At 72.3% G+C, this 11,613-nt stretch carries 12 protein-coding genes; 6 read left to right on the forward strand and 6 right to left on the reverse strand.

The window, feature by feature from the left end; all coding sequences use genetic code 11:
* Nucleotides 1–198 precede the first annotated feature (198 nt).
* Genes sdhC through L7D48_RS18770 form a run of 4 tightly spaced genes read left to right on the forward strand, consistent with a single transcriptional unit; the run spans nucleotide 199 to nucleotide 3,567 of the window.
* Entirely contained in the window at nucleotides 199–579 is a 381-nt protein-coding gene (gene sdhC, locus L7D48_RS18755) for a succinate dehydrogenase, cytochrome b556 subunit (protein WP_093661581.1), read from the forward strand.
* A 4-nt stretch (nucleotides 580–583) separates the two neighbouring features.
* On the forward strand, nucleotides 584–1,018 hold the full coding sequence (locus tag L7D48_RS18760) for a succinate dehydrogenase hydrophobic membrane anchor subunit (RefSeq protein ID WP_237880619.1): 435 nt from the start codon (nucleotides 584–586) through the stop codon (nucleotides 1,016–1,018).
* 24 nt (nucleotides 1,019–1,042) lie between these two features.
* Complete coding sequence (gene sdhA / locus L7D48_RS18765) at nucleotides 1,043–2,797, forward strand: succinate dehydrogenase flavoprotein subunit (protein ID WP_237880620.1); 1,755 nt, start codon at nucleotides 1,043–1,045, stop codon at nucleotides 2,795–2,797.
* A complete protein-coding gene (locus L7D48_RS18770; RefSeq protein WP_237880621.1) occupies nucleotides 2,797–3,567 on the forward strand; it encodes a succinate dehydrogenase iron-sulfur subunit in 771 nt (256 codons plus the stop codon). The genes sdhA and L7D48_RS18770 overlap by 1 nt, the downstream gene beginning before the upstream one ends.
* Nucleotides 3,568–3,667: 100 nt before the next feature.
* Here the strand turns inward: L7D48_RS18770 and L7D48_RS18775 are convergent, their stop codons facing one another.
* The 3 genes from L7D48_RS18775 to L7D48_RS18785 all read right to left on the reverse strand — a co-directional run bounded on the left by L7D48_RS18775 (nucleotide 3,668) and on the right by L7D48_RS18785 (nucleotide 5,881).
* The gene (locus L7D48_RS18775) at nucleotides 3,668–3,934 is read right to left on the reverse strand and encodes a hypothetical protein (protein ID WP_237880622.1); all 267 of its coding nucleotides are present in this window, start codon (nucleotides 3,932–3,934) and stop codon (nucleotides 3,668–3,670) included.
* A gap of 188 nt (nucleotides 3,935–4,122) precedes the next feature.
* Nucleotides 4,123–5,550, reverse strand: coding sequence for a metallophosphoesterase (locus L7D48_RS18780; protein WP_237880623.1), 1,428 nt, complete (start codon nucleotides 5,548–5,550; stop codon nucleotides 4,123–4,125).
* Between the two features lie 82 nt (nucleotides 5,551–5,632).
* A complete protein-coding gene (locus L7D48_RS18785; protein ID WP_237880624.1) occupies nucleotides 5,633–5,881 on the reverse strand; it encodes an SCO4848 family membrane protein in 249 nt (82 codons plus the stop codon).
* Nucleotides 5,882–5,992: 111 nt separating this feature from the next.
* On the opposite strand from L7D48_RS18785, the gene L7D48_RS18790 reads away from it, so the two are divergent.
* A complete protein-coding gene (locus tag L7D48_RS18790) occupies nucleotides 5,993–7,594 on the forward strand; it encodes a D-alanyl-D-alanine carboxypeptidase (protein ID WP_374492798.1) in 1,602 nt (533 codons plus the stop codon).
* Nucleotides 7,595–7,670: 76 nt separating this feature from the next.
* On the opposite strand, the gene L7D48_RS18795 is transcribed toward L7D48_RS18790, so the two are convergent.
* Entirely contained in the window at nucleotides 7,671–8,255 is a 585-nt protein-coding gene (locus L7D48_RS18795; protein ID WP_237880625.1) for a 2'-5' RNA ligase family protein, read from the reverse strand.
* 58 nt (nucleotides 8,256–8,313) lie between these two features.
* Entirely contained in the window at nucleotides 8,314–9,327 is a 1,014-nt protein-coding gene (gene trpS / locus L7D48_RS18800; RefSeq protein ID WP_237880626.1) for a tryptophan--tRNA ligase, read from the reverse strand.
* A gap of 284 nt (nucleotides 9,328–9,611) precedes the next feature.
* Here trpS and rocD point away from each other — a divergent pair, with 284 nt between their 5' ends.
* A complete protein-coding gene (rocD, locus tag L7D48_RS18805) occupies nucleotides 9,612–10,853 on the forward strand; it encodes an ornithine--oxo-acid transaminase (RefSeq protein ID WP_237880627.1) in 1,242 nt (413 codons plus the stop codon).
* A gap of 84 nt (nucleotides 10,854–10,937) precedes the next feature.
* Here the strand turns inward: rocD and L7D48_RS18810 are convergent.
* Nucleotides 10,938–11,613: PLP-dependent aminotransferase family protein (locus L7D48_RS18810; protein ID WP_237880628.1), on the reverse strand; the 676-nt coding region annotated here is incomplete at its 5' end.

The following is an 11,613-nucleotide window of genomic DNA, read 5'->3' on the forward strand; positions in this document are numbered from 1 at the left end:
TACCGGCCCCGGCCCGTACCACGGCCCCCGGCCGGGCTCCTAGCCCGTCCGTGCCTGATTGATCACATCTGACCCCCCGGAGGAACCACACCGACAGGACGTCGTTACCATGGCCATCGGCCGGTGGACCGTACCCGGCCGGGCCAGACCGACACCGAAGCCGGCCGGCCCCGTAAACCGCTCCCGGAGGGTATTTCCGTGCCGGCTGGAACGCTGTACCGCGGCCGGGAAGGCATGTGGTCCTGGGTGGCTCACCGAGTCACCGGCGTCCTCATCTTCTTCTTCCTGTTCGTGCACGTCCTGGACACGTCGCTCGTCCGCGTCTCCCCGGAGGCCTACGACGACACCGTGGCGGTCTACAAGACGCCCATCGTCGCGCTGCTGGAGTACGGCCTCGTGGCCGCCATCCTCTTCCACGCGCTCAACGGCCTTCGGGTCGTCGCCGTCGACTTCTGGTCGAAGGGCACCAAGTACCAGCGCCAGATGCTGTGGACCGTCATGGGCATCTGGATCGTGCTGATGATCGGGGCGCTGTACCCGGTCCTCGGGCACGCCGTGAGCGAGCTGTTCGGGAGCTGACGACATGGCCTACGACGTAGACAACCCCGCCCCCGTCATCGAGCCGCCCCGCGCCCGCACCAGCCGGACGGCCAAGAAGTTCACGCCCGGCAACTTCGAGATGCACGCCTGGCTGTTCATGCGGCTGTCCGGCATCGTGCTGGTCGTGCTGGTGGTCGGCCACCTGCTGATCCAGCTCGTCCTGGACGGCGGCGTCAGCAAGATCAACTTCGCCTTCGTGGCCGGTCGCTGGGCCTCGCCCTTCTGGATGACCTGGGACCTGCTGATGCTGTGGCTGGCGATGCTCCACGGCGCCAACGGTCTGCGGACCGTCATCAACGACTACGCCGAGCGTGACGGCACCCGCTTCTGGCTGAAGATGCTGCTGTACACCGCCACGGTGTTCACCGTCCTGCTGGGCACGCTGGTGATCTTCACCTTCGACCCGAACATCCGCTAGAGCCGGGGCTGAGGCGCTTTCATCATGAAGATCCACAAGTACGACACCGTCATCGTCGGCGCCGGCGGCGCCGGGATGCGCGCCGCCATCGAGGCGACCAAGCGCAGCCGCACCGCGGTGCTGACCAAGCTCTACCCCACCCGCTCCCACACCGGCGCGGCCCAGGGCGGCATGGCCGCGGCCCTCGCCAACGTCGAGGAGGACAACTGGGAGTGGCACACCTTCGACACGGTCAAGGGCGGTGACTACCTGGTCGACCAGGACGCCGCCGAGATCCTGGCGAAGGAGGCCATCGACGCCGTCCTCGACCTGGAGAAGATGGGCCTGCCGTTCAACCGGACCCCGGACGGCACCATCGACCAGCGCCGCTTCGGCGGCCACTCCCGCAACCACGGCGAGGCCCCGGTGCGCCGGTCCTGCTACGCCGCGGACCGCACCGGCCACATGATCCTCCAGACGCTGTACCAGAACTGCGTCAAGGAGGGCGTGGAGTTCTACAACGAGTTCTACGTCCTGGACCTGCTGCTCAGCGAGGTCGACGGGGTCAAGCGCACCGCGGGCGTCGTCGCCTACGAGCTGGCCACCGGCGAGATCCACGTCTTCCAGGCCAAGGCCGTCGTCTTCGCCTCGGGCGGGAACGGCAAGTTCTTCAAGGTCTCCTCCAACGCGCACACCCTGACCGGTGACGGCCAGGCCGCCGCGTTCCGCCGGGGCCTGCCGCTGGAGGACATGGAGTTCTTCCAGTTCCACCCGACCGGCATCTGGCGCATGGGCATCCTGCTCACCGAGGGCGCCCGCGGCGAGGGCGGCATCCTGCGCAACAAGGACGGCGAGCGCTTCATGGAGAAGTACGCGCCCGTCATGAAGGACCTCGCCTCGCGCGACGTCGTCTCCCGCTCGATCTACACCGAGATCCGCGAGGGCCGCGGCTGCGGCCCCGAGGGCGACCACGTCTACCTCGACCTCACCCACCTGCCGCCGGAGCAGCTCGACGCCAAGCTGCCGGACATCACCGAGTTCGCGCGCACCTACCTGGGCATCGAGCCGTACACCGACCCGATCCCGATCCAGCCGACCGCGCACTACGCGATGGGCGGCATCCCGACCAACGTCATGGGCGAGGTGCTGGCCGACAACACCACGGTGGTGCCTGGCCTGTACGCGGCCGGGGAGGTCGCCTGCGTGTCCGTGCACGGCGCCAACCGCCTGGGCACCAACTCGCTGCTGGACATCAACGTCTTCGGCCGCCGGGCGGGCATCGCCGCCGCCGAGTACGCGGCGACCGCCGACTACGTGGACCTGCCGGAGGACCCGGCCGCGTTCGTCCAGGGCCAGGTCGAGGCGCTGCGCTCCTCGGAGGGCAGCGAGCGGGTCACCGAGATCCGCAAGGCGCTCCAGGAAACCATGGACAAGAACGTCATGGTCTTCCGCACCGAGCAGACGCTCAAGGAGGCCGTCGAGGAGATCGCCTCCCTGCGCAAGCGGTACAGGAACGTGTCCGTCCAGGACAAGGGCAAGCGGTTCAACACCGACCTGCTGGAGGCCATCGAGCTGGGCAACCTGCTCGACCTGGCCGAGGTGACGGCCGTCTCCGCGCTGGCCCGCAAGGAGTCCCGCGGCGGCCACTACCGCGAGGACTACCCCAACCGCGACGACGTCAACTTCATGCGCCACACCATGGCGTACCGCGAGGTGGGCGACGACGGCACCGAGTCGATCCGGCTGGACTACAAGCCGGTCGTGCAGACCCGCTACCAGCCGATGGAGCGTAAGTACTGATGGCCACTCCCGTCATGGAGAAGTCCCAGGCCGGTGCCGGCGGCACGGCGGCGGACTCCCCCTACATCACCGCGACCTTCCGCATCCGCCGGTTCAACCCGGAGGTCTCCGACGAGGTCACCTGGCAGGACTTCCAGCTGGAGATCGACCCCAAGGAGCGCGTCCTGGACGCCCTCCACAAGATCAAGTGGGAGATCGACGGCACGCTGACCTTCCGGCGCTCCTGCGCGCACGGCATCTGCGGCTCCGACGCGATGCGCATCAACGGCCGCAACCGGCTGGCGTGCAAGACGCTGATCAAGGACATCAACCCGGACAAGCCGATCACCATCGAGCCGATAAAGGGGCTCACGGTCCTCAAGGACCTGGTGGTCGACATGGAGCCGTTCTTCCAGGCCTACCGGGACGTGATGCCCTTCCTGATCACCAAGGGCAACGAGCCGACCCGCGAGCGCCTGCAGTCCGCCGAGGACCGCGAGCGCTTCGACGACACCACCAAGTGCATCCTGTGCGCCGCGTGCACCTCCTCGTGCCCGGTGTTCTGGAACGACGGCCAGTACTTCGGCCCGGCGGCGATCGTCAACGCGCACCGCTTCATCTTCGACTCCCGCGACGAGGGCGGCGAGCAGCGTCTGGAGATCCTCAACGACCGCGAGGGCGTCTGGCGCTGCCGCACCACCTTCAACTGCACGGAGGCCTGCCCGCGCGGCATCGAGATCACCAAGGCCATCCAGGAGGTCAAGCGCGCGCTGATCACGCGCCGCTACTGACACCCCCTCCGGGCCGCCCGCCACGGGCGGCCCGGGGCACGGAGGCGCCCGCCGGGGAGACCCGGCCGGGCGCCTTCGGCGTGCGCACGGCCCCTGCCGGTCAGGCCGTGAAACGGCCGAGGACCAGCATCGTGACCAGCAGGGCCGCAAGCACTCCCAGGCCGGCGCCGGCCACCCGGCCGTACCTCCGGGACGTGAACACCCCGGCCACTGTCCCCAGGGTCACCGGCGGCACCGCGTACCGCGCGACGGCGATCAGGGCGCCGTCGAAGCGCAAGGGGCCTCGTACGCCGTCCTGACAGGAGCCGCAGGCGATGGCGATCAGCGGCCCGATCACCCCCGTGAGGAAGCCCGCTGCCGGCGCCACCACCGCGAGCCCGGCCGACGCGGCCCGGTCGGCCGCGGTGCGCCCGGGGCGGCCGGGGGCCGGGGGCCAGGGAGAGCGAAGGGGAAACGGTGTCGGTGTTCTCCATGCGGTGGACGCTGACGGCCCTTCCGGAGCACGGCATGCGTCCCCGTACTCGGAAAGGAGGCGGGATTCCGGGCCTGGGCGGCTCAGGCCTGCCCGGAGGCGAGTTCGACGACGGTGATGTCGGATTCGGCGCCCACGCGCACCGGCGGGCCCCAGGCGCCCGCGCCGCGGCTGACGTAGAGCTGGGTGTCGCCGTAGCGCTCCAGGCCGGCGAGGGTGGGGTTGGCGGCCTGGGCGATATAGGTGGCGGGCCACATCTGGCCGCCGTGGGTGTGGCCGGAGAGCTGGAGGTCGACGCCGTGGTCCACCGCGTCGTGGATCATGACCGGCTGGTGGGCCATGAGGACCACCGCGCGGGAGGTGTCGCGGTCGCCGAGCGCCCGCGCGAAGTCCGGGCCCTGGCCCTCCTCCTCGCCCGCGAGGTCGTTGACGCCGGCCAGGTCGAAGTGGCGCAGCTCGCGGCGGGCGTTCTCCAGCGGCTGCAGGCCCAGCTCGCGGACGTGGTCGATCCACTCGCCCGCGTCGCCGAAGTACTCGTGGTTGCCGGTGACGAAGTACGAGCCGTCGCGCGAGCGGAGCCGGGCCAGCGGCTCGGCGGCGCTGCCGAGCTCGGCGACGGTGCCGTCCACCAGGTCGCCGACGACGGCGACCATGTCGGCGTCGGCCCGGTTGATGGTGTCCACGATCCGCTGGGTGTGGGAGCGGCCCAGGACGGGGCCGAGGTGGATGTCGCTGACGACGGCGATGCGGTAGCCGTGGGCGGCGCGGGGCAGCTTGGCCAGGGGGACGGTGACGCGCTTGAGCTTCGGGCCGCGCATCACGCCGTACGTGCCGTAGCCGACCGTCCCGGCCGCCGCGACGCCCGCCGCGGCGGCCACGGTGCGGGCCACGAACAGCCGGCGCGACGGACCGGCCGGCGGGCGCTCCCCGGGGCCGGCGCCGGTCGCGGTGCCGGTCGCGGTGCCGGTCGCGGTGCCGGTCCCGCCGGTCCCGGGACCGGGGTCCGCGCCGTCGCGGTCCGCGACGGCCGTACGCGCCTTCCCGGCCGGGGCTCCGCCGCCCGCGCCCTCCTCGGCGGACGCGGCGGCGGAGGCGGCGGGGCGCGGCGCCGTCGCGGCGCCGCGCCCGGTGCCCTCCCCGGTCTCCTCGGCGCCGTTCCCGCTCGCGGGCGAGGCCGCCCGCCGCGCGTCCCGCCGCTCCAGGAAGCGGCGCAGCAGCGGCCGCACGGCCTCGCCCGCGAGCAGGGCCAGCGTCAGGTAGAGCACCATGGCGAGCCAGAGGAAGCCCGGCCAGGCGAGGATCTGCTTCAGCAGGAAGGGCACGTCCGCCCGTCCGGCGCTCTGCGCCGCGACGGCGGTCAGCGGCAGCAGGACGAGCAGGGACGTGCCCACCCGTCTGTACCAGGTGCCACGCGCCGCCACGTCACGCACCAGACGCCGCCACAGGTACCAGTGCACCGCCGCCAGGACGGCGATCACCAGCACCAGGACGCCCACGAACACCACGGCCATGCCCCGCTCACTCTCCTGCCCTGTTGCCTGTCCTCAGCCGAACGTACCGGCGGCCGTCGTGCGTTCCGCCGGCCGCCGGCCGTCAGCCGTCGCGTGAGGCGCGCAGTGCCCGCAGACCGCGCAGCCCGATGATCCCTATGGCCGTGCCCAGCACCAGCGAGACCACGGCCAGTACCAGGTGGATCCAGAAGTACGTGGTCGGGTCGCCGGCGTCGTCGAACGCCATGCCGCTGCTGTCCTTCCACAGGTTCCTGGTGAAGTTGGTCCACACGAACCAGCTCCACGCCCCGAAGGCGAGCAGGAACCACGAGATGGGGCGAGAGAGTTTCACACCTACAAGTATGTCTATCGGCCCAATGGAATCACTGACAGGGGCGTCTCCCGCCACCGCGATGGTCCTCTCGGGGGTTCCCCGCCGTCGCCGAGCCGATACGTTCGCTCCGTGTCGAAGACTCACCGCGTAATCGTCCGCGCGCGCCGAGTGCGCAGCGCCCGCGGCCTCGCCGCCGCCACCGCCCTGCTCCTGCCCTGTCTCCTCGCGGGTGCTCCGGCCGCGGCGCACGCCGTGTCGGACAAGCCCAAGGAGCCCTCCCCGCCCGCGCGGATGTCCGCGGTCGGCGGGGAACGCCTCGGCCTCCCCGGTGTACAGATAGAACCGCGGGCCGGGGCCGGCACCCCCGAACTGCCCGACTCGATCACCTCGCGCGCGTGGATCGTCGCGGACGCCGAGACCGGCGACGTACTGGCGGCGAAGAACGCGCACTGGCCGCTCGCCCCGGCCAGCACCATCAAGATGCTCTTCGCCGACACCCTGCTCCCGAAGTTCGACAAGGAGCGGGTCCACCGCGTCTCGCGGGAGGAGCTGCTCCGGGTCGGCCCGGGCAGCAGCATGGTGGGCCTCAAGGAGGGCCTGACCTACACGGTCGACGACCTGTGGAAGGGCGTCTTCCTCCGCTCGGGCAACGACGCGGTGCACGCGCTGGCCGAGCTGAACGGCGGCGTGGACAAGACCGTCCGGGAGATGAACGAGCACGCCAGACGGCTCGGCGCGACGGACACCCATGTCGTCAGCCCCGACGGCTACGACGCCGAGGGGCACGTCTCCTCCGCCTACGACCTCACCCTGTTCGCCCGCTCGGGAATGCGGAAGCCGGACTTCCGCGAGTACGCGGCCACCGTCCGCGCCCGGTTCCCCGGGGACGTGGAGAAGGGGAAGGACGGGAAGAAGAAGCGCGGCACCTTCGAGATCCAGAACACCAACCGCCTGCTGACCGGCGCCCCCGGCCTGGAGCCGTACGAGGGCATCGCGGGCGTCAAGAACGGCTACACCACCAACGCCGGTTCCACCTTCACCGGCGTCGCCCAGCGCGGCGACCGGGTGCTGCTGGTGACCGCCATGCACCCCGAGGGAGGCGGCCTGAGCGTCTACGAGGAGACCGCCGACCTCCTGGACTGGGGCTTCGAGGCGGCCGGGAAGACCGAGCCCGTGGGCGAGCTGGTGCCGCCCGAGGGGGCCGCGAACGGGCTCGGCAAGAACACCGACGACAGGCCCGGCAACCAGGCGGGCGGGGCCGGCGAGCGGCCCGCCGGGCCCACCACGCCCACCGCGTCCAGGACGCACGAGCCGTCGGACGGCGCCGGTACGGCCCTGATGATCGTGGCGTCGCTCCTGGTCGCGCTCGGCGCGGGCGCGTACGGGGTGCACCGGCGCTGGCCGCTGCCGGGCACGGCCGGTACGCCCCGCCCGGGGCGCGGCCCGCAGGGCCCGGCGGTCCTGGGCAGCCCGGGGAACCCCGGTGCCCTGGAGAGGATCGTGACGAGGCCGCCGGCCCCCGGAAGGCCGGGAGGCGCCGGTGAGGCCGCGGGGGACGGGAACGGGAGGAGCGGCTCCCCGAAGGGCGTGAAGGGCCCGGAGGAGGCCCCGAAGGAGGCGGAGAACTGCGGGGAGGGGCCCGCCGCCGGGTCCGGCGGGACCGCGCACCCCGATTCCCCTGAGGCCCCGGCACCCTCGAAGTCCCCGGCGAAGGACGCCGGGACGCCCTGAGGGGTCCGGGCGTCCTGAGCGTTCCCGCGGCCCGGGAGGGCCGCGGCCGGCCCCCTGTTCCGCGCGCCGGGGCGCGTCAGAGCGAGGGGGCCGGAGGCCTGAAGAAGTCCGGCTGCGGAGGCAGGGGCAGGGGTGTGGAACCGCCGAAGGAGAACTCTCTGCGGAGCCGCCACACGCAGTCCTCGCCCTGCTCGTACAGCGCGAAGCCCGTCACCGTCCAGGCGGCCTCGAAGTCGGCCAGCTCCGCGTAGGCCCGGTCCATCGCCTCCTCGGCGATGCCGTGGGCGACCGTGACGTGCGGGTGGTAGGGGAACCGGAGATCGCGGGCGAGCGGGCCGTCCTCGGCCCGGATCCGCTCCTGGAGCCACCCGCAGGCCGAGGAGCCCTCGACGACCTGGACGAAGACCACCGGCGACAGCGGGCGGAAGGTGTCCGTACCCGACAGCCTCATCGGGAAGGCCCGTCCCGCCGCCGCCACCCGGGCGAGGTGCTCCTCGATCTCGGGCCGGCACACGGCGTCCACCTCGGTCGGCGGCAGGAGGGTCACGTGGGTGGGGATGCCGTGGGCCGCGCTGTCACCGAAGCCGGCGCGCCGCTGCTGGAGCAGACTGCCGTAGGGCTCCGGGACCGCGATCGATACACCGAGCGTGACGGTCCCCACGTGCTTCTCCTTCCTCGTCCCTGCCGTTTCCTTCTCCCCCTGGCCGCCTGCCGCCCTGTCAGTGCTTGGCGGGTACGAAGCCCACCTTCTCGTACGCCGCGGCCAGGGTCCGCGACGCGACCTCGCGTGCCTTCTCCGCTCCCCTGGCCAGCACCGAGTCCAGCGTCTCGGGGTCGTCCAGATATTCCTGGGTGCGCTCCCGGAAGGGCGTCACCCAGGCGGCGACGACCTCGGCCAGGTCGGTCTTGAGGGCACCGTAGCCCTTGCCCGCGTACTGCTGCTCCAGTTCCGGGATCCCGGTACCGGTGAGGGTGGAGTAGATCACCAGCAGGTTGCTGATGCCGGGCTTCTCCTTCTCGTCGTAGCGGATCTCGGTGCCGGTGTCGGTCACCGCGCTCCTGATCTTCTTGGCGGAGGTCTTCGGCTCGTCGAGCAGGCTGACCACGCCCTTGGGGGAGGCGGCCGACTTGCTCATCTTGACCGTCGGCTCCTGCAGGTCGTAGATCTTCGCCGTCTCCTTCAGGATGAAGGCCGAGGGGACGGTGAAGGTGTGGCCGTAGCGGCTGTTGAAGCGCTCGGCGACGTCGCGGGTCAGCTCGATGTGCTGGCGCTGGTCCTCGCCCACGGGGACGCTGTCGGCCTGGTAGAGCAGGATGTCGGCGACCTGGAGGACGGGGTAGGTGAACAGGCCGACCGTCGTGGCCTCGGCGCCCTGCCGCGCGCTCTTGTCCTTGAACTGGGTCATCCGGGAGGCCTCGCCGAAGCCGGTGAGGCAGTTCATCACCCAGGCGAGCTGCGTGTGCTCGGGCACGTGGCTCTGGAGGAACAGGGTGCAGCGCTCCGGGTCGAGCCCCGCGGCCAGGAGCTGGGCGGCGGCCAGCCGGGTGGCGGCACGCAGCTCCTTCGGGTCCTGCGGGATGGTGATGGCGTGCAGGTCGACGACGGCGTAGAACGCGTCGTGGGTGTCCTGCAGGTCGACCCACTGGCGGACGGCACCGAGGTAGTTGCCGAGGTGGAAGGAGCCCGCGGTGGGCTGGATGCCGGAGAGTACACGGGGACGGTCAGTGGCCATGGCGTCATTCTCGCAGAGGGCCGCCGCCGGGATCACCCGTGTTCCGCCTCCTGTGCGAGGCCGGGCACGGGCCCGGACGAGGCCCCGGACGAGGTCCCGGAAGCGGCTCCGGTACGGCCTTCGGACATGGGCCGTACCGGCGTGCCGGCGCCCCGGAACACGCCGCGCCGGAGGGTTTCGGTGCGAAGCGGGCGTACGACGATAGAGATAGGCATCACACGCGGCGACCGCCGCACGATCGCCGGTGCACACGTCCACTCCGCCCACCCGACACGGAGCGTTCCATGGCCACCTCGGCAGAATCGTCCGCCTCCCCCGCCCCCGCCGAACTGATCGCCGCCGCCGACGCGCACAGCGCGCACAACTACCACCCGCTGCCGGTCGTGGTCTCCTCGGCCGAGGGGGCGTGGATGACCGACGTGGAGGGCCGGCGCTACCTGGACATGCTCGCCGGCTACTCGGCGCTCAACTTCGGCCACGGCCACCCCCGGCTGCTGGCCGCCGCCCACGCGCAGCTGGACCGGCTCACCCTCACCTCCCGCGCCTTCCACCACGACCGCTTCGCCGCCTTCTGCACGGAGCTGGCCGAGCTGTGCGGCATGGAGGCGGTGCTGCCGATGAACACCGGAGCGGAGGCGGTGGAGACGGCGGTGAAGACGGCCCGCAAGTGGGGCTACCGGGTCAAGGGCGTCCCCGACGGGCGGGCGCGGATCATCGTGGCCGAGAACAACTTCCACGGCCGCACCACCACGATCGTCAGCTTCTCCACCGACCCCGAGGCGCGTGCCGACTACGGCCCCTACACGCCGGGGTTCGACATCGTCCCCTACGGCGACCTGGAGGCGATGCGGGCCGCGCTCGACGAGAACCCGGACGACACCGTCGCCGTGCTGCTGGAGCCGATCCAGGGCGAGGCGGGCGTGCTGGTGCCGCCGCCGGGCTATCTGGCGGGGGTCCGCGCGCTGACCCGCGAGCGGAACGTGCTGTTCGTCGCGGACGAGATCCAGTCGGGCCTGGGCCGCACGGGCCGGACGTTCGCGTGCGAGCACGAGGGCGTGGTACCGGACGTGTACGTGCTGGGCAAGGCGCTCGGCGGCGGCATCGTGCCGGTCTCGGCGGTGGTCTCCTCGGCTCAGGTGCTGGGCGTCTTCCGGCCCGGCGAGCACGGCTCCACGTTCGGCGGCAACCCGCTGGCCTGCGCGGTGGCGCTGGAGGTGGTCGCGATGCTGCGGACCGGCGAGTTCCAGCAGCGGGCGGCCGAGCTGGGCGAGCACCTCCACCACGAGCTGGGCCTGCTGGCGGGCGGCGGCGCGGTCGAGGCGGTGCGCGGGCGCGGGCTGTGGGCGGGCGTGGACGTCGTCCCGTCCCTGGGCACGGGCCGGGAGATCTCCGAGCGGCTGATGGAGCGGGGCGTCCTGGTCAAGGACACCCACGGCTCGACGATCCGCGTCGCCCCGCCGCTGGTGATCTCCAAGGAGGACCTGGACTGGGGTCTGGAGCGGCTCGGCGCGGTGCTGGGCTCCTGAGTACGGGCGCGGGGCCGTGCGGCGCCCCTCGGTGGGGTGCCTCCCGGTGGGCCGCCCCCGGCGGGTCACCCCCTCCCCGGCGGGTCATCCGAGGGCGCCGCGCAGCACCGCGCACAGTGCCTCCACCGCCGGGGAGAAGCCGTGCTCCGGCGGGGTGCCGTAGCCCACGACGAGCGCGTCGCGGCCGGGGCCGGGTGCCGGGGCGGCCGCCGGGTGGCGGAAGCGTGCCAGCCCCTCCAGGGCCACCCCCGCCCGCCGTGCCGCCTCCAGCACCGGCTCCTCGGCGCCCGGCGGCAGTTCCAGCACGGCGTGCAGCCCGGCCGCGATGCCCGTGACGCGTACCGCGGGGGCGTGCTCGGCGAGCGCGGCCACGAGCTGGTCGCGCCGGCGCCGGTAGCGCAACCGCATGGCGCGCACATGCCGGTCGTACGCCCCCGAGTCCAGGAAGTCGGCGAGGGTGAGCTGGTCGAGGACGCCGCAGGTCTCGGCCGTCTCGCGGCGGACGGCCAGGACGGGGCCGAGCAGCGCCTCGGGCACCACCATCCAGCCCAGCCGCAGCCCCGGCGCCAGGCTCTTGCTGGTGGTGCCGAGGTAGACCACCCTTTCCGGATCGAGGTCCTGGAGCACGCCGACGGGCCGGCGGTCGTAGCGGAACTCGCCGTCGTAGTCGTCCTCCAGGACCACTGCCCCGGTGGCCCGCGCCCAGTCGACGACGGCCGTGCGCCGGTCGGGGTGGAGGGGGACGCCGGTGGGGTACTGG

The sequence above is a fragment of the Streptomyces sp. ICN903 genome (assembly GCF_022015835.1).
GTDB lineage: Bacteria > Actinomycetota > Actinomycetes > Streptomycetales > Streptomycetaceae > Streptomyces > Streptomyces fenghuangensis.

Coding starts and splice junctions, on each gene's coding strand:
- rocD (WP_237880627.1), top strand. CDS start 9,612: ATGGCCACCTCGGCAGAATCGTCCGCCTCCCCCGCCCCCGCCGAACTG.
- sdhA (WP_237880620.1), top strand. CDS start 1,043: ATGAAGATCCACAAGTACGACACCGTCATCGTCGGCGCCGGCGGCGCC.
- L7D48_RS18780 (WP_237880623.1), bottom strand. CDS start 5,550: ATGGCCGTGGTGTTCGTGGGCGTCCTGGTGCTGGTGATCGCCGTCCTG.
- L7D48_RS18760 (WP_237880619.1), top strand. CDS start 584: ATGGCCTACGACGTAGACAACCCCGCCCCCGTCATCGAGCCGCCCCGC.
- L7D48_RS18770 (WP_237880621.1), top strand. CDS start 2,797: ATGGCCACTCCCGTCATGGAGAAGTCCCAGGCCGGTGCCGGCGGCACG.
- trpS (WP_237880626.1), bottom strand. CDS start 9,327: ATGGCCACTGACCGTCCCCGTGTACTCTCCGGCATCCAGCCCACCGCG.